Below are 17,732 nucleotides of genomic sequence, written 5' to 3'. Positions count from 1 at the left end.
GAGCCAGACGGGCTCCCCGGGAGTGAGAGATTACGCGTCCGGATACTCGCGGATAAAGCGCTCAACGTCTTCAACCATGTGGTTGTTGCCGACGAAGAAGGAACGACGCTGGTGGAGGCTTTCCGGCACGATGTCCAGAATACGCTCTTTACCGTCGCTCGCCTTGCCGCCCGCCTGTTCGGCCAGGAACGCCATTGGGTTGCACTCGTACAGCAGGCGCAGCTTTCCGTCAGGGTGGCTGGCGGTACTTGGGTAGAGGTAGATACCGCCTTTCAGCAGGTTACGGTGGAAATCCGCGACCAGCGAGCCAATATAGCGGGAGGTGTACGGGCGCTGAGTCGCTTTATCTTCTTCCTGACAGAATTTGATGTACTTTTTCACGCCGTTCGGGAATCGGATGTAGTTGCCTTCGTTGATGGAGTAGGTGTTGCCCTTCTCCGGGAAGCGCATACGCTCCTGGCTCAGACAGAAGACGCCCAGCGATGGATCGTAGGTAAAGGCGTGAACGCCACACCCGGTGGTGTACACCAGCATGGTGGAGGAGCCATAGACGACGTAACCGGCAGCCACCTGATTACTGCCAGGCTGCAGGAAATCTTCCTCGGTCACCGGCGTGCCAACAGGCGTGACGCGGCGGTAGATGGAGAAAATGGTACCGACAGAAACGTTAACGTCGATGTTGGAGGAACCGTCGAGCGGATCCATCAGTACAACGTATTTCGCGTGTTCACAGCCTTCGAAAACAACAATTTCATCTTCTTCTTCGGAGGCGATACCCGCAACGATGTCGCGCGCGCGCAGTGCAGCTTTCAGTTTTTCATTTGCGAACAGATCGAGTTTCTGTTGAACCTCGCCCTGAACGTTCTCGGCACCGCTGGCACCCAGGATATCGACCAGACCGGCCTTGTTGATATCACGATGGATGATCTTAGCGCCCAGCTTTATTGCCGACAGCAAAGCAGTGAGTTCACCCGTAGCATGAGAGAACTCGTGCTGCTTTTCGACAATAAATTCACCTAACGTTTTCATAACACTTTCCCTGCATCTTTGTGAGTAGAGCGATTGTATGTTCACTAAAACGACTAAAGCCCAACAATCTTAACAAATATTCAAATAGTAGCGCAGAGGTGAATCGCGCCAGCAACATACGGATTTACCTGAAATGCGTTTCACAGCCGCTAACATGTGAGTAAAATGTGCGCCACATTGAAGAAGGATAGTGACGTATGCGCATTCATATATTGGGGATTTGTGGCACTTTCATGGGTGGGCTGGCAATGCTGGCGCGCTCGCTGGGCCATGAAGTGACAGGTTCGGACGCCAATGTGTATCCGCCGATGAGCACGCTTCTGGAGAAGCAGGGTATCTCTCTGATTCAGGGCTACGATGCCAGCCAGCTGGATCCCGAGCCGGATCTGGTCATTATTGGCAACGCCATGACCCGCGGCAATCCGTGCGTTGAAGCGGTGCTGGAGCGCAATATTCCATTCATGTCCGGCCCGCAATGGCTGCATGATTTCGTCCTGCGTGACCGCTGGGTGGTTGCCGTTGCGGGTACCCACGGCAAAACCACCACCGCCGGCATGGCGACCTGGATCCTCGAAGCCTGTGGCTACAAGCCGGGCTTTGTGATCGGCGGCGTGCCGGGTAACTTCGACGTTTCTGCGCGTCTGGGCGATAGCCCATTCTTTGTCATTGAAGCGGATGAATACGACTGCGCGTTCTTCGACAAACGCTCCAAGTTTGTCCATTACTGCCCGCGCACGCTGATCCTCAACAACCTTGAGTTCGATCACGCGGATATTTTTGACGACCTGAAAGCGATTCAGAAGCAGTTCCACCACCTGGTGCGCATCGTGCCGGGGCAGGGCCGTATCATCCTGCCGGAGAATGACATTAACCTGAAGCAGACTCTGGCGATGGGCTGCTGGAGCGAGCAAGAGCTGGTGGGCGAGCAGGGTCACTGGCAGGCGAAGAAACTCAACGCGGATGCCTCCGAGTGGGAAGTGTTGCTCGACGGCGAAAAAGTGGGTGAGGTGAAGTGGGGCCTGGTGGGCGAACACAACATGCACAACGGCCTGATGGCGATTGCAGCTGCGCGTCATGTCGGCGTTCTGCCTGCGGATGCCGCCAATGCGCTGGGCACGTTTATCAATGCCCGCCGCCGTCTGGAACTGCGCGGTGAAGCGAATGGCGTGACGGTGTATGACGATTTTGCACACCACCCAACGGCTATTCTGGCGACGCTTGCCGCGTTGCGTGGCAAGGTCGGCGGCACCGCGCGCATTCTTGCCGTGCTGGAACCGCGCTCGAACACCATGAAAATGGGCATCTGCAAAGACGATCTGGCCCCGTCGTTAGGCCGTGCCGATGAAGTCTTCCTGCTGCAGCCGCAGCATATTCCGTGGCAGGTGGCGGAAGTGGCCGATGCCTGCATTCAGCCTGCCCACTGGAGTGCGGATGTGGATGCGCTCGCGGATATGGTGGTCAAAGCCGCACAGCCTGGCGACCATATTCTGGTGATGAGCAACGGCGGGTTTGGTGGGATCCATCAGAAGCTGCTGGACGGTCTGGCGAAAAAGGCCGAGGCCGCAGAGTAAAAAAAGCCCGGTGGCGCTAGCGCTTACCGGGCCTGGATTTTGCACGACCTTGTAGGCCGGATAAGGCGTTTACGCCGCCATCCGGCGCAAAACCGTACAGATTACCCTTCGTTCTCAGACAGCTCGCGCAGATACTGGAAAATCAGACGCGCAGACTTCGGCGGTTTATTCCCTTCTTTCTCTTTCTTCGCGTTGCGGATCAAAGAGCGCAGCTGCTGACGGTCGGCATTCGGCCACAGGTTCAGCACTTCCGGTACCGCATCATCGCCCTGTTCAATCAGACGATCGCGGATCTGCTCCAGCTTATGGAACAGCGCAACCTGCTGGTTGTGGCGGTTTTTCAGTTTATCCAGCGCCTGGCGGATCGGATCAACGTCGCGCTGACGCAGCATTTTCCCGATAAGCTGAAGCTGGCGACGACGGCCTTCTTTTTTGATTTTCTGTGCCAGTTCAATGGCATCACGCAGATCCTGGTCGAGCGGGATTTTGTCCAGCGCGTTTTTACCCAGTTCTACCATTTCTGCGCCAAGCTGTTTTAACTCTTCGGCGTCGCGTTTAATTTCACTTTTACTGACCCAGATGATCTCATCATCTTCGTCTTCGATGTCATCACCGGGAACGTCGTCGAGCCAGTCTTCGGGCTGCTTAGTCATGTCAGGCTCCTTAAAAAAAGAGGCTAATGTTACCAGTTAAGACGCGCACTGAAAAACGGTTCTCTGTTAGACTTCATTTAACTCTCTCTTACAGTATGGCATTTGCGATGAAAGTAACCTCACAAGTTGAAGCGCAGCGTAAGATTCTGGAAGAAGCCGTCTCCACCGCGCTGATGCTTGCTTCAGAAAAATCAGATGGCGCCGAAGTGGCGGTCAGCAAAACCACCGGTATCAGCGTGAGCACCCGCTATGGCGAAGTGGAGAACGTAGAATTCAATAGCGATGGCGCGCTTGGGATCACGGTGTATCACCAGAATCGCAAAGGCAGCGCGTCGTCTACCGATCTCAGCCCGGATGCCATTGCCCGCACGGTGCAGGCGGCGCTGGATATCGCCCGATACACCTCGCCGGATCCTTACGCCGGCGTGGCCGATAAAGAGCTGCTGGCCTTTGACGCGCCGGATCTTGATCTCTTCCACCCGGCAGAAGTCACCCCGGATGAAGCCATCGAGCTGGCCGCGCGTGCCGAGCAGGCTTCCCTGCAGGCCGACAAGCGCATCACCAATACCGAAGGCGGCAGCTTCAACAGCCACTACGGCATCAAAGTTTTCGGCAACAGCCACGGCATGCTGCAGGGCTACTGCTCCACCCGTCACTCGCTCTCCAGCTGCGTCATCGCCGAAGAGAACGGTGACATGGAGCGTGACTACGCCTACACCATTGGCCGCGCGCTGGGGGATTTGCAGTCGCCGGAGTGGGTGGGCAAAGAGTGTGCCGAACGCACGCTGTCTCGCCTGTCGCCGCGTAAACTCTCTACCATGAAAGCCCCGGTGATTTTTGCCAATGAAGTGGCAACCGGTCTGTTTGGTCATCTGGTGGGCGCTATCGCCGGTGGCTCCGTTTACCGTAAATCCACCTTCCTGCTCGACTCGCTGGGCAAGCAGATCCTGCCGGAATGGCTGACCATTGAAGAACACCCGCATCTGCTGAAAGGGCTGGCCTCTACGCCGTTCGACAGCGAAGGGGTGCGCACGGAACGCCGCGATATCGTTAAGGATGGCATTCTGACCCAGTGGCTGCTGACCAACTACTCCGCGCGCAAGCTGGGGCTGAAAAGTACTGGTCACGCGGGCGGTATCCATAACTGGCGTATTGCCGGGCAGGGCCTGAACTTTGAGCAGATGCTGAAAGAGATGGGCACCGGTCTGGTGGTAACCGAACTGATGGGCCAGGGCGTCAGCGGCATCACCGGAGACTATTCTCGCGGGGCGGCGGGCTTCTGGGTCGAAAACGGTGAAATTCAGTATCCGGTGAGCGAAATCACCATCGCCGGCAACCTGAAGGACATGTGGCGCAACATCGTTACGGTCGGTAACGATATTGAAACACGTAGCAATATACAGTGTGGTTCTGTACTGCTGCCCGAGATGAAAATTGCGGGTCAATAAAGATAGCGTTTTGTTAATAATAAAAAAGGAAGTGAGCAATGCGTAAACATCTGTTAGCGATCGTCGCGGCTTCAACGCTGGTTCTTGGCTCTTCTGCGTTTGCTGCCGATCTTGAAGAAGACATGGGCATCCTCGGGCAAAACCTGAAGGTGGTGCAAAAGACGGACAATGCGGCGGAAATGAAAGACGCCCTGACCAAAATGCGTGAAGCGGCGCTGGACGCCCAAAAAGCGACACCGCCGAAGCTGGAAAGCAAAGCGGCTGACAGCGCAGAGATGAAAGACTATCGCCACGGCTTTGACGTGCTGGTCGGCCAGATTGACGGCGCGCTGAAGCTGGCCAACGAAGGCAAAGTTAAAGAAGCCCAGGCGGCAGCCGATCAGTTCGTGACGACCCGCAACACGTATCACAAGAAATACCGTTAACCGATCGCGCATCGGACCAACACCCAACGGGAGCCAGTGGCTCCCGTTTTTTTTGCGTGGTGATAAGTAAACCCTATCGCCATCACATTTTTGCATTACCACGCCTGAACGTTTTCGTTGCCTCTGCCCGCCTTTGACCGCTGGAATCAGTGATATTCATCACGTAAATGCATTGATTTGACCGCATTCACCGTATTTATGTGGCACAGATCACTGCCGCGGCTTGCCTTTCCACTTCGAAGTGGAAAACAACTCGCTACAAACCCTTCCTCCCCACCGTTAGTTTTATTCCAGAGCCATTAACGGGGTAAGACGAGTGATTAACGGAGCGGTAATGAACGACGTTGGGGAACAGGCGGTGCAAACAGAACAGCTCGCGAACACCATGCTACAGCAGGTCTATGCCCTGCTGGCCCGGCACAACATCATCCCCAACGCAGTACAGGAGCAGATGCTCACCTCCCACGTTCGCGCCATGGCGCACCGGTCCGTGACCGGCGAGCCGCTGCCGGAGGTTGAAGCAGAGCTGTTTGACGAAATTTCACCGGATTCAATGCGGCTTGCCCGTGAAGTGGTGGCGCAGTTTGGCAACCTTCCTGATGAAGAGGCCTGGCTGCTCTCCGTTCACTTTGAAGTCGCGAAAGACAACCTTTAAGGAGCAACACATGGAACAGATTACAGTCGTGATTGGCGATCGCCTGGGTAAAGGTCAGAAAGTGGCGGCCGGGGTGGAAAAAGCAGGTGGACGCGCGGTGGTTGTGCCGGGCATGGCAGCGGATATGAAGCTCGGCGACGTAATGAAAGCGGAAAACGCCACCTTCGGCATCTCCTTCTGCGGCAGCGGCGGCGCGGGCGCGATTACCGCGCAAACCAAGTATGGCTACAAAGCCAAATACGGCATGCGTTCGGTGGATGAAGGCGTCACCGCCATCAACGAAGGCTGCAACGTGCTGGGCTTTGGCTTTATGGACAAAGAAGAGCTGGGCGAGCGTCTGGTGCAGGCGTGGCAGAAGAAACACGGCGCATAAGCATGAAAGAACAGTTCACAACCACGGTGAGAGTGAAGGGGAAGGGCGACGCCAAAGCGCGCGCCTTTGCCGACGCGCTCAACCACGTTCAGGCCGCGGTGATGAAAGCCTCACCGCATATCTTACTGCGTATTGAGCCACAGGATGTGCAGGTCGTTCAGGCGCAAGAAGCGGTGCGTAAAGAAGCGTTTCTGTTCTTCTTTTTGCGCCGGGAAAGACGCACCTACAGCGTGGAGCTGGATGTGACCGTCAACGTGACCGCCATCAATCTCGATCGGGTGGACTTCGTCACGCAACGCTGATTATTCATAAAAGGGCAGACTGATGTTCTTAATTATATTAATAAAATCGCTCATTATCGGCGGCCTGGTAGGCGTCGGTGTTGGGGCCGGGGCTGCACGCATGTTTCATGCGCCTACCACTCAGGGTATGGGCGCGTTTCGTACGTTGGGGGAACTGAACTCCTGCGAAGGGGATCCCGCTTCTCACTTCTCCTTTGGGTTAGGTTTCTTCTTTAACGCCTGGGCCTCTTCCGTGGCCGCGGGTGCTTTCACACAGGACGTTGACCACCGCATCATCCCGAACTGGGGCGCGGCGGCACTGATGATCAAAAACCGTAACGTCGGCGAAACGCTGCACGATCCGCGCAAAATGGCGATTGCCTGTGGCGTGATCGGCATGATCGTCGTGACTTTCCTTAACCTGACGGCCTCCTCCGTACCGGCTGCGCTTCAGGTCACCGCCGTGAAGGTGCTGGTGCCCGCTGCGAACCTGCTGGTCAACACCGTGATGCCGGTGATCTTCTGGCTGGCGGCCATCGACGCCGGTAAAAAATCGGGCTTCTGGGCCACCATCTTTGGCGGCGCGGCACAGCTGATCATGGGTAACGCCGTACCGGGCCTGGTGCTGGGGATCCTGATCGGTAAAGGCGTTGAAGAGAGCGGCTGGAACCACGTCACCAAAGTGATGATGGCGGCGATCGTTCTGCTCTTCGTGCTGAGCGGCTTCTTCCGCGGCTTCGACATGAAGATGATCGAATCCTTCCATCTGACCGTGCCGAACTGGCTCGACATGATCCACAACTCGCTCAGCGGTAAATAACAGGAGCCTCGACATGGAACAGAATAAAGGTTTTTGGTATGCCGACTGGTCGTTCCCGATCTTCGTTGGCCTGCTCTCCTCCGGCGTGTTCGCCGGGACGCACATGTACTACCTCTACGGCATCGGCGCGTTTAACGAAGTGGCCTTCGTGGCGATGCTGAAAGCGGGGATTGATACCGGGGTCTACGGTGCGGTGGCGGCATTCGGCGCAAGCTTCCTGTTCGCCCGCATCATTGAAGGCTCACTGGTGGGTATTCTCGACATCGGCGGTGCGATTCAGACCGGCGTCGGGCTCGGCGTGCCGGCGCTGCTGTTGGGGGCGGGGATCATGTTCCCGGTGACCAACTTTATTGCCTCGCTGATTACCGGCCTGGTGATTGGCCTGGCGATTGGCTACGTCATCATCCTGGCGCGTAAGTTCACCATCAACCAGAGCAACTCCACCTACGGGGCTGACGTGATGATGGGCGCGGGTAACGCCTCAGGCCGCTTCCTCGGGCCGTTGATTATCCTCAGCGCCATGACCGCCTCTATTCCTATCGGCGTCGGTTCGCTAGTGGGCGCGCTGCTGTTCTACATCTGGCAGAAGCCGATCACCGGTGGCGCCATCCTCGGTGCAATGATTTTGGGCTGGCTGTTCCCGGTCGCCCTTTAATACCCGCGGGCGCTCAGGCGCCCGCCTTATCAGGAGAACCCCATGTTTGATTTACTCCTGCGCCGCGCGCGCCTCGCCGACGATACCCTGACCGATATCGCCATTCAGGATGGGAAAATCGCCGCGCTGGGCGACATTGACGCTCCCGCCCGTAAAACGGTTGAGCTGAACGGTAATGTGTTCGTCAGCGCAGGCTGGATTGACTCTCACGTCCACTGCTACCCGAACTCGCCGATTTACCACGACGAGCCGGACAGCGTAGGCATTGCCACGGGCGTCACCACCGTGGTGGATGCCGGCAGTACCGGGGCAGATGACGTGGATGATTTCTATGAAATTACCCGCAAGGCCGCCACCGAGGTGTTTGCCCTGCTGAACATCTCCCGCGTCGGGCTGATTGCCCAGAACGAACTGGCCAATATGGCGAATATTGATGCCGATGCCGTGAAGCAGGCAGTAAAACGCCACCCTGATTTTATCGTCGGCCTGAAAGCGCGCATGAGCAGCAGCGTGGTCGGTGAAAACGGCATTACGCCGCTGGAGCGCGCGAAAGCCATCCAGAGCGAGAACGGCGATCTGCCGCTGATGGTGCACATCGGCAACAACCCGCCGAACCTCGACGAAATCGCCGAACTGCTCAGTTCCGGCGACATCATCACCCACTGCTACAACGGCAAACCCAACCGTATTTTGACGCCCTCCGGCGAGCTGCGCGCCTCCATCACCTCCGCCCTGAAGCGCGGCGTGCGTCTGGACGTGGGGCACGGTACGGCGAGCTTCAGCTTTGAGGTGGCGAAACGCGCCATCGCGATGGGCATTCTGCCGCACACCATCAGCTCGGATATCTACTGCCGTAACCGGATTAACGGACCGGTCGGGTCGCTTGCAAGCGTGATGTCGAAGTTTCTCGCCATCGGCATGTCTTTGCCGCAGGTCATTGACTGCGTCACCGCCAACGCCGCGGACGGCCTGCGCCTGACGCGTAAAGGCCGCATCCAGCCCGGCCTTGACGCCGACCTGACGCTGTTCACGATTAAACGCCAGCCAACGGTGCTGACGGATGCCGAAAACGACAGCCTGCAGGCTGAACATATTCTGGTGCCGCTTGCCGCGATCCGCGCGGGCAAGGGCTACATGACCGAACAAGGGAGCACGGAACATGCCTTCGATTTATGAGAAGTACCACTTAAAGCAAGTTATCAACACCTCGGGCCGCATGACGGCGCTGGGCGTTTCCACGCCGCGCCCGGAAGTGGTGCAGGCCGCAATGGACGGCATGAATCACTATTTTGAGATGAAGGATCTGGTCAACAAAACCGGTGAATACATCGCGAAGCTTCTTGATGTGGAAGGCGCGACGGTGGTCTCCTGCGCGTCGGCGGGCATTACCCAGTCCGTAGCGGCAGTGCTGGTCAAAGACAGCGACTGGCTGCTGGAAAACCTGCACGTGACCCCGATTGCGAACAACGAGATTGTCCTGCCGAAAGGCCACAACGTTAACTTTGGCGCGCCGGTGGGCACCATGGTCGCGCTGGGCGGCGGAAAACTGGTCGAAGCGGGCTATGCCAACGAATGTTCCGCCGATCAGCTGGCGGCGGCGATCACCCCGCGCACGGCGGCGATCCTCTATATCAAATCTCACCACTGCGTGCAGAAAAGCATGCTCAGCGTCGAGCAGGCGGCAGTAGTCGCACGTAAACACGATCTGCCGCTGATCGTCGATGCCGCAGCGGAAGAAGATCTGCATGTTTACTACCGTTCCGGCGCGGATCTGGTGATCTACAGCGGTGCGAAGGCGATCGAAGGGCCAACCAGCGGGCTGGTGATCGGCAAAACCCAGTACGTTGAGTGGGTGAAACGCCAGACGGCAGGTATTGGCCGCGCGATGAAGGTGGGTAAAGAGGGCATCCTCGGCCTGACCTGCGCCATCGAACACTACCTCACGGCGACCAAAGAGAGCGGTGCTGAGATGGTGGCGAAGATGACGCCGTTTATCGACGCGCTTAACACCCTGAACGGCGTCACCGCGCGCGTAGTCTGGGACAGCGCCGGGCGCGATATTGCCCGCACCGAGATTAAATTTGACGAAGCGACCACCGGCGTGGGCACCGGTGACCTGGTGAATAAGCTCAAGCAGGGTGAATACGCCATCTATTTCCGTGGCTACAAGGCCAACGAAGGGATTATCGAAGCGGACGTGCGCAGCGTAAATGCTGACCAGCTGAACATCGTGTACCGCCGCATTAGCGAAGTGTTAGGACAGGAGAAAAAGGCATGAAACTGACCCCCAATTTTTACCGTGACCGCGTCTGCCTGAACGTGCTGGCAGGTTCGAAGGCCAATGCCAGCGCCATTTACGAGGCGGCGGAAGGCCATGTGCTGGTGGGCGTGCTCTCCAAAAATTACCCGGACGTGGCAAGCGCAGTGGCGGATATGCGCGAGTACGCGGCGCTGATTGATAACGCGCTTTCCGTGGGACTGGGCGCGGGCGACCCGAACCAGTCGGCGATGGTCAGTGAAATCTCCCGTCAGGTACAGCCGCAGCACGTCAACCAGGTCTTTACCGGCGTGGCGACCAGCCGCGCGCTGCTGGGGCAGAACGACTCTGTGGTGAACGGTCTGGTCTCACCGACCGGCACCGTCGGTATGGTGAAAATTTCCACCGGTCCGCTGAGCAGCACGGCACCGGACGGTATTGTCCCGGTGGAAACCGCGATTGCCCTGCTGAAAGATTTTGGCGGCAGCTCGATCAAATACTTCCCGATGGGCGGCCTTAAGTGCCGTGACGAATACCAGGCGGTAGCGGAAGCCTGCGCCCGTCACGACTTCTGGCTGGAACCGACCGGCGGGATCGATCTGGAAAACTTTGAGGCGATCCTGCAGATCGCCCTCGACGCGGGCGTGAGCAAGATCATCCCGCATATCTATAGCTCGATTATCGACAAGGCCAGCGGTGATACGCGTCCGGAAGATGTGCGTACGCTGCTTGAGATGACGAAGAAACTGGTTAAGTCATAACACCCAAAGGAGCCACCATGCACACCCGTAACCTGCTTGTTGCTTCACTCTCTTTGCTTGCTACCGCCGCCGTCGCGCAAACCCAGTATGCCTGGGTCGGCACCTACAACCCCAACGGCGAAGGGCTGTACCGTTTTACCGTTGACGCGCAAACCGGCGCGCTAGGCAACAAAACGCTGGTGAGCAAACTGCCGAACGCCGCGCAATTGGCCGTCTCACACGACGGCAAAACGCTCTATCTGGCAAGCGAAGTGGAGCAGGGCGTGGTGCAGGCGCTGCGGGTGGAAGATAACGGCGAGCTGAGCGAGTTGAATCAGGTGGCCTCCGGCGGCGCGGGGCCGGTTTATCTTTCGCTGACGCCGAATGGCCAGCACCTGCTGGTGGCCAACTACGTCAGCGGATCGATTGCCGTTTTGCCGGTCAAAGCAGACGGCAGCCTGGGAGATGCCACGGATAAACATCAGGATCAGGGCGAACCGGGTGCAGCAAAACCAGAAGCCGCTGTAGAGGGCAGTTTTGCTATCAGCGATCACAACGGTCCTCATGCGCACATGATCGCCGCCGATCCGAGCGGGAAGTACGTGTTTTCGACCGATCTGGGGTTAGATCGCATCTATCAGTACCGTTTTGACGATCGAAGCGGAAAGCTGACCCCCAACGATCCGCCGTTTATCAGCGCCTCCTCGAAAGGGGCCGGACCTCGCCATTTCGTCTTTACGCCGAAAGGGGATGCCCTGTGGCTGATTAACGAAGAGGCCTCAACGCTCACCCATTATACCGTGAATGCCAACGGCACCTTGAAAGCGGGTAAAACACTCTCTGCCCTGCCAAAAGGGTACAAAGGCACCAGTTTTGCTGCCGGGCTGGCGTTAAGCGCCGACGGTAAACAGCTGTATGTGGCTAACCGTTTGCATAACAGCATCGGGCACTTTACCGTAACAGCAGAAGGCACGCTGAGGCATCAGGATGACGTGTGGACGCGTGGCGACTACCCGCGCACCCTGACGCTCGATAAACAAGGACGCTGGCTGTACGTTATGAACCAGCGCAGCGATAACATTACCCGTTTTCGCGTGGCGCAGGATGGGAAGTTGAGCTTCGAGCCAGACTATACGCCGGTCGGCAGCCCATCCCAGATGGTCATTTCACCCTAAGCCGTAAGAGGACAACGACGTGCGATTTCCGAACCAACGTTTAGCGCAACTTTTCGATCTGTTGCAAAACGAGACGCTGCCGCAGGACGAGCTGGCGCAGCGGCTGTCGGTCTCCACGCGAACCGTCCGTGCTGACATCACCGCCCTGAACGCGCTGCTGGCGAGCCACGGGGCGCAGTTTATTCTGAGCCGTGGAAATGGCTATCAGCTTAAAATTGACGACGCCGCGCGTTATCAGCAGCTCCAGGCCTCCCATCCGCGCGCGCTGCGTATTCCCCGTACGGGCGCGGAGCGCGTGCATTATCTGGTGGTGCGTTTTCTGACGTCGGCGTTTTCGCTTAAGCTGGAGGACCTTGCGGACGAGTGGTTTGTCAGCCGCGCCACGCTGCAAAGCGACATGGCGGAAGTGCGCGAGTGTTTTCATCGCTATAACCTGACGCTGGAAACCCGTCCACGCCATGGCATGAAGCTGTTTGGCAGCGAAATGTCGGTTCGCGCCTGCCTGACCGATCTGCTCTGGGAGCTGGCGCAGCAGGACAGCCTGAACCCGCTGGTGACGGATGTCGCGCTCAATGCGGGCGTGGCGGAAAAGATGGTGCCAGTGCTGCACGACGCGCTGACGCGTCACCACATTCGCCTGACGGACGAAGGGGAGTTGTTCCTGCGCCTGTACTGCGCGGTATCGGTGCGACGCATCAGCGAAGGCTATCCGCTGTCGGAATTCCATGCGGAGGATGTGGAGGAGAACGTGCGGGAAACGGCGAAAGATATTGCCGTGGCCATTCAGGAACTGGCGGGCAAAGCGCTTGCACCCTCGGAGGAGAACTGGCTCTGCGTGCACATCGCTGCGCGGCAGATCCAGGAGATCGCCCCAAGCGCCATTAACGCCGATGACGAAGAGGCGCTGGTGAACTACATCCTGCGCTACATCAACACCCACTATAACTACAACCTGCTCAGCGACGCGCAGCTGCACGCGGATCTGCTCACGCACATCAAGACGATGATCACCCGCGTGCGGTATCAAATCATGATCCCCAATCCGCTGCTGGATAATATCAAGCAGCACTACCCGATGGCCTGGGACATGACCCTGGCGGCGGTATCGAACTGGGGAAAATACACGCCGTATGCGATCAGCGAAAACGAAATTGGTTTCCTGGTGCTGCACATTGGCGTCGGGCTGGAGCGTCACTACAACATTGGCTACCAGCGCCAGCCGCGCGTGCTGCTGGTCTGTGACGCCGGTAATGCGATGGTGCGTATGATTGAGGCGGTACTCCAGCGTAAATACCCGCAGATTGAGGTCACGCGCACGCTCACGCTGCGCGAGTACGAGCAGGTGGAATCGCTCAGCGAGGACTTTGTTATCGCCACCGCGCGCGTCAGTGAAAAAGCAAAACCGGTAGTGATGATCGCACCGTTTCCGACTGATTATCAGCTGGAGCAGATTGGCAAGCTGGTGCTGGTAGACCGCACCCGCCCGTGGATGCTGGATAAATACTTCGACGCCGCCCATTTCCGCATCATCGACGCGCCGATTGACCAGCAAACGCTGTTCCGCGAGCTGTGCGAACAGCTTGAAGGTGAGGGGTTTGTGGGGACGGCGTTTCTGGAGTCGGTGGTTGAACGTGAAGCCATCGTCAGCACCATGCTCGGTGACGGCATTGCGCTTCCGCACTCCCTCGGTCTGCTTGCCCAGAAAACCGTGGTCTACACCGTACTCGCCCCGCAGGGGATTGCGTGGGGTGACGAAACCGCGCACGTGATTTTCCTGCTCGCCATCAGCAAAAGCGAGTATGAAGAGGCGATGGCGATCTACGATATCTTCGTCACCTTCCTGCGCGAGCGCGCCATGGCGCGGCTCTGTAGCTGCGGCGATTTTGCCGAGTTTAAAACGGTGGCGATGGAGAGTTTGAGTCGGTTTTGAGAAAAAGGCGGATAAATAATATCCGCTTTTAATTAACGCAAATGATGCACAACCTGGTTACTGCTGCCGCGCCAGATCAGCGCGGGATCTTTTAAATCCTGAACGAACTTGCCGTCGACCAGCACGTTAATCAACTCCACTACTTCCATCTGAGCAGCATTCAGTTCATCCAGCCTGTATCCCGTCCAGACCCAGATATCCTTTCCTGCGCACTCGCGGCGAATGCGTTTTACCAGATTAAGGATCTCCGGCACGTTTTGCGGGTGAAGAGGATCGCCGCCGGAGAGCGAAACTCCCTGTCGTTTGATGCGCGTATCGTTGAGATCGTTAATGATCCGGTCTGCCATTTCCGCGGTAAACGGCATACCGGAATTTAAGCGCCAGGTGCTTTTGTTATAGCAACCCGGGCACTCGTGGACGCAGCCTGACACGAAAAGGGTGCAGCGGGTGCCGGGTCCGTTGACGATATCAACGGGGTAGTATTGATGGTAATTCATAGCGTTAACCTGATGCCCTCACCCCGGCCCTCTCCCACAGGGAGAGGGAGAAAACCGGAGCCGGGCTCAACAATATGCTCGATCGGTTCCCTCTCCCTTGAGGGAGAGGGGTAGGGTGAGGGGGAGAACCCAGCGCAGAACTTACCCGATCTGCCCATTCCCCAGATGCTTCACGCGACGTTTCACCTCTTCCTGCTTACCGGCGTTAAACGGACGCGCATCCGGGCTACCGAGATAGCCGCACACGCGGCGGGTTACCGACACGCGTGCCGCGTCGTGGTTACCGCATTTCGGGCAGGTAAAGCCTTTGCTGGTACACTCGAACTCACCGGTAAAGCCGCACTCGTAGCATTCGTCGATGGGCGTGTTGGTGCCGTAATACGGCACATGCTGATAGCTGTAATCCCACACGTCTTCCAGCGCCTTCAGGTTGTGCTGAATGTTCGGGTACTCGCCGTAGCAGATGAAGCCGCCGTTGGCGATCGGCGGATATGCCGCTTCAAAGTCGATCTTGTCGTACGGGTTTACCTTCTTCTCCACGTCGAGGTGGAAGCTGTTGGTGTAGTAACCTTTATCGGTCACGCCTTCCACGATGCCGAACTCGGCGGTGTCCAGACGGCAGAAGCGGTCGCACAGGTTCTCGCTTGGGGTACTGTACAGGCTGAAACCGTAGCCGGTTTCCTCTTTCCACTGGTCCACGGCATCGCGCAGGCGCTGAACAATCGCCACGCCTTTTTCACGCAGCGCGTCGCTGTCATACATATGCGTGCCGCCAGACAGGGCATTGATGGTTTCATGGATGCCGATATAGCCCAGCGAAATCGACGCGCGGCCGTTTTTGAAGATCTCAGACACGTCATCGTCCGCTTTCAGGCGCACGCCGCAGGCCCCTTCCATATAGAGGATAGGCGCCACGCGGGCTTTGACCCCTTCAAGGCGAGCGATACGGGTCATCAGCGCCTTGCGCGCCAGCTGCAGACGTTCATCCAGCAGCGTCCAGAATTCCGCTTCATTGCCTTTCGCCTCCAGCGCGATGCGCGGCAGGTTCAGGCTGATGACGCCGAGGTTGTTACGCCCGTCGTGGATCTGCTCGCCGTTTTCATCTTCGTATACGCCGAGGAAGCTGCGGCAACCCATTGGCGTTTTAAATGAACCGGTTACTTTTACGACCTGATCGTAGTTCAGAATATCCGGGTACATGCGCTTGCTCGCGCACTCCAGCGCCAGCTGTTTGATGTCGTAATTCGGATCGCCAAATTTGTGGTTCAGCCCGTCGCGAATGGCGAATACCAGTTTCGGGAACACCGCCGTTTTGCGGTTCTTACCGAGGCCGGAGATACGGTTGCGCAGGATGGACTGCTGGATCAGACGCGATTCCCAGCTGGTGCCCAGGCCAAAACCGAAGGTCACAAACGGCGTCTGGCCGTTGGCGGTATGCAGGGTATTCACCTCATACTCCAGCGACTGGAACGCGTCATAGCACTCTTTCTCGGTGCGCGAGTGTGCATAACCGTCGGCGTCCGGGATCTGCCACTCTTCGGCCGTTTTGCGGTGCTTGTTGAAGCTTGCGGTCACAAACGGGGCCAGCACTTCGTCAATGCGGTTAATGGTGGTGCCGCCGTAAATGTGGCTGGCGACCTGGGCGATAATCTGTGCCGTGACCGCAGTGGCGGTGGAGATGGATTTTGGCGGTTCAATCTCGGCGTTACCCATTTTAAACCCGTGGGTCAGCATGCCTTTCAGGTCGATCAGCATACAGTTGAACATCGGGAAGAACGGTGAATAGTCGAGATCGTGATAGTGGATCTCACCGCGCTCGTGCGCTGAGACCACATCGCGCGGCAGCAGGTGCTGACGGGCATAGTGTTTGGCGACGATACCGGCCAGCAGATCGCGCTGGGTGGGGATCACTTTACTGTCTTTGTTGGCGTTTTCATTGAGCAGGGCAGAGTTGGTCTGCTCTACCAGGCCACGGATCTCCTGGTTCAGGCGGCCGCGCTTTTCACGCTGCACGTCACGATCGTGGCGGTACTCAATGTAGGCGCGGGCCAGCTGCTTGTAGGGGCCCGCCATCAGCTGATTTTCAACCGCGGTCTGGATCTCGTTGATATCAACCTGGCTGCGTTCATTCATCTGGCTGCTAACGACTTCTGCGACGGTGGCGCAGTAATCTGCGTCATCGACTCCCGCTGCTTTAGCTGCACGCAGAATGGCTTCCTGGATGCGCTCTGATTTAAACGGCACTTTACAGCCATCACGTTTCATCACATGCGGTGTCATGATCACTCCATTTTTAAAAACAGTTTATCCACAGAGGTGGAGAAGTATTCACCGGGCGCATTCCCCGCCAGGCCAAAGACTTCCCGCGTTCCCGGCTCGTGTTATCCACAATTCCGGCCAGCGTAAGCGCCGTCTTGTTGTTGGAATAGTAGACGATTAATACAACATGTTGGGTCGGCGAGCATTTTAAGTGCTACATATAGTGATTTGCATCAAACTTGTTTGCGATTTATTTGATGCAGAACAAAGTAAAAAGACGAGAGTACAAACGGCGGGCGCTTCAGCGATTGTAAAGACCAGAAGGAAAAATCTGATTAATTATTCAACAAAAACAAGCGCTCAGCACGGTCTGTACTGAGCGCTACGTGATTAATGGATGCCGCGCACCCAGCTTAAACCTGCCTGTAAAAAGGCGGCGATAGCGACAGTGCCCAGCACCAGTGGGATGAGAAGGGAACGCGCGGGCACCGCATCCTCAATGTGCGGTTCTTCCGTACTCAGGGCAGACAGCGCCTCTTCCCGGGTGCGTGCCGCCAGAAGCTGCTCACGCACACGGTCTTCCGTCAACAGGCTGGTTAGCGTCGTGAGCAGCTGCATATGCGTGCTGCCTGCTTCTGCAGGGGGAATGGCGAGCAGGAAGACCATTCTGACCTCTTCATCCCCCTCCAGCCCCGGCCAGCGTATCGGGTCGTCAAAGAGCGCCAGACAAAACGCCGCCTGATGCACCGTCTCGGTTTTACCGTGTGGAACGGCAAGTGCTTCGCCCAGGGCCGTGGGACCTTCACTTTCACGCTGTAAAACGCTCTGGATAAATGTCTCTTGATCGCCGATGACGTTTCGCCTGACGAGCGGTTCGGCGAGCCAGCGGATCAGCGCTTCAGGCGCACGGTGCGGCGGGTTGATAAAAACCAAATCGGGGTGCGTCAATGCAAGCAAGTTCATA

Annotated in this window: 18 protein-coding genes; 13 read left to right on the top strand and 5 right to left on the bottom strand. The window is 57.4% G+C overall.

Annotated features, from left to right (window positions below):
* Window positions 1–30: 30 nt before the first annotated feature.
* Window positions 31–1,029, bottom strand: coding sequence for a class 1 fructose-bisphosphatase (gene fbp, locus ACOTYN_RS10580; RefSeq protein WP_014882277.1), 999 nt, complete (start codon window positions 1,027–1,029; stop codon window positions 31–33).
* Between the two features lie 197 nt (window positions 1,030–1,226).
* Here fbp and mpl point away from each other — a divergent pair, with 197 nt between their 5' ends.
* Window positions 1,227–2,600: a UDP-N-acetylmuramate:L-alanyl-gamma-D-glutamyl-meso-diaminopimelate ligase gene (mpl, locus tag ACOTYN_RS10575; protein WP_014882278.1), complete on the top strand. Its 1,374-nt coding sequence runs from the start codon at window positions 1,227–1,229 to the stop codon at window positions 2,598–2,600.
* Between the two features lie 101 nt (window positions 2,601–2,701).
* Here the strand turns inward: mpl and yjgA are convergent, their stop codons facing one another.
* Window positions 2,702–3,253 carry a ribosome biogenesis factor YjgA gene (gene yjgA, locus ACOTYN_RS10570; protein ID WP_014882279.1) on the bottom strand — a complete coding sequence of 184 codons (552 nt, stop codon included), beginning with the start codon at window positions 3,251–3,253 and terminating at the stop codon, window positions 2,702–2,704.
* A 95-nt stretch (window positions 3,254–3,348) separates the two neighbouring features.
* On the opposite strand from yjgA, the gene pmbA reads away from it, so the two are divergent.
* From pmbA to ACOTYN_RS10510, 12 genes are all read left to right on the top strand, one after another.
* Window positions 3,349–4,701, top strand: a complete 1,353-nt coding sequence (gene pmbA, locus ACOTYN_RS10565; RefSeq protein WP_023336694.1) for a metalloprotease PmbA — start codon at window positions 3,349–3,351, stop codon at window positions 4,699–4,701.
* A 38-nt stretch (window positions 4,702–4,739) separates the two neighbouring features.
* Entirely contained in the window at window positions 4,740–5,126 is a 387-nt protein-coding gene (gene cybC / locus ACOTYN_RS10560) for a cytochrome b562 (protein WP_032637638.1), read from the top strand.
* Between the two features lie 316 nt (window positions 5,127–5,442).
* Window positions 5,443–5,781 carry a glycine dehydrogenase gene (locus ACOTYN_RS10555; protein WP_086527803.1) on the top strand — a complete coding sequence of 113 codons (339 nt, stop codon included), beginning with the start codon at window positions 5,443–5,445 and terminating at the stop codon, window positions 5,779–5,781.
* A gap of 10 nt (window positions 5,782–5,791) precedes the next feature.
* Window positions 5,792–6,154, top strand: a complete 363-nt coding sequence (locus tag ACOTYN_RS10550) for an SFCGS family glycine-rich protein (protein ID WP_006179053.1) — start codon at window positions 5,792–5,794, stop codon at window positions 6,152–6,154.
* A gap of 2 nt (window positions 6,155–6,156) precedes the next feature.
* Entirely contained in the window at window positions 6,157–6,456 is a 300-nt protein-coding gene (locus ACOTYN_RS10545) for a DUF4312 family protein (protein WP_008501409.1), read from the top strand.
* Window positions 6,457–6,478: 22 nt separating this feature from the next.
* Window positions 6,479–7,255, top strand: coding sequence for a DUF4311 domain-containing protein (locus tag ACOTYN_RS10540; RefSeq protein ID WP_008501408.1), 777 nt, complete (start codon window positions 6,479–6,481; stop codon window positions 7,253–7,255).
* Window positions 7,256–7,268: 13 nt separating this feature from the next.
* Window positions 7,269–7,910: a DUF4310 family protein gene (locus ACOTYN_RS10535; RefSeq protein ID WP_003856081.1), complete on the top strand. Its 642-nt coding sequence runs from the start codon at window positions 7,269–7,271 to the stop codon at window positions 7,908–7,910.
* A gap of 42 nt (window positions 7,911–7,952) precedes the next feature.
* A complete protein-coding gene (locus tag ACOTYN_RS10530; RefSeq protein ID WP_023338951.1) occupies window positions 7,953–9,086 on the top strand; it encodes an amidohydrolase/deacetylase family metallohydrolase in 1,134 nt (377 codons plus the stop codon).
* A complete protein-coding gene (locus ACOTYN_RS10525) occupies window positions 9,070–10,188 on the top strand; it encodes a DgaE family pyridoxal phosphate-dependent ammonia lyase (RefSeq protein ID WP_058690303.1) in 1,119 nt (372 codons plus the stop codon). Before ACOTYN_RS10530 ends, ACOTYN_RS10525 begins: the two co-directional genes overlap by 17 nt.
* Window positions 10,185–10,928: a 2-dehydro-3-deoxy-phosphogluconate aldolase gene (gene dagF / locus ACOTYN_RS10520; RefSeq protein WP_023331886.1), complete on the top strand. Its 744-nt coding sequence runs from the start codon at window positions 10,185–10,187 to the stop codon at window positions 10,926–10,928. Before ACOTYN_RS10525 ends, dagF begins: the two co-directional genes overlap by 4 nt.
* A 17-nt stretch (window positions 10,929–10,945) precedes the next feature.
* Window positions 10,946–12,082 carry a lactonase family protein gene (locus ACOTYN_RS10515; RefSeq protein WP_023338954.1) on the top strand — a complete coding sequence of 379 codons (1,137 nt, stop codon included), beginning with the start codon at window positions 10,946–10,948 and terminating at the stop codon, window positions 12,080–12,082.
* A gap of 19 nt (window positions 12,083–12,101) precedes the next feature.
* Window positions 12,102–14,012 (top strand): BglG family transcription antiterminator, encoded by a 1,911-nt coding sequence (locus tag ACOTYN_RS10510; protein ID WP_071922662.1) that lies wholly within the window; start codon window positions 12,102–12,104, stop codon window positions 14,010–14,012.
* A 32-nt stretch (window positions 14,013–14,044) separates the two neighbouring features.
* On the opposite strand, the gene nrdG is transcribed toward ACOTYN_RS10510, so the two are convergent.
* From nrdG to ACOTYN_RS10495, 3 genes are all read right to left on the bottom strand, one after another.
* Entirely contained in the window at window positions 14,045–14,509 is a 465-nt protein-coding gene (gene nrdG, locus ACOTYN_RS10505; protein WP_032637633.1) for an anaerobic ribonucleoside-triphosphate reductase-activating protein, read from the bottom strand.
* A 141-nt stretch (window positions 14,510–14,650) separates the two neighbouring features.
* A complete protein-coding gene (gene nrdD, locus ACOTYN_RS10500) occupies window positions 14,651–16,789 on the bottom strand; it encodes an anaerobic ribonucleoside-triphosphate reductase (protein WP_048997307.1) in 2,139 nt (712 codons plus the stop codon).
* A gap of 369 nt (window positions 16,790–17,158) precedes the next feature.
* Window positions 17,159–17,731 (bottom strand): PTS sugar transporter subunit IIA, encoded by a 573-nt coding sequence (locus ACOTYN_RS10495; RefSeq protein ID WP_023331891.1) that lies wholly within the window; start codon window positions 17,729–17,731, stop codon window positions 17,159–17,161.
* Between the last annotated feature and the right edge of the window lies 1 nt (window position 17,732).

Origin of the sequence: Enterobacter cloacae complex sp. IR5458, from assembly GCF_049238025.1 — a bacterium.
Lineage (GTDB): Bacteria > Pseudomonadota > Gammaproteobacteria > Enterobacterales > Enterobacteriaceae > Enterobacter > Enterobacter kobei.
Note: the sequence above shows the minus strand (reverse complement) of the source record. Positions and strands in the feature narration are given on the sequence as shown.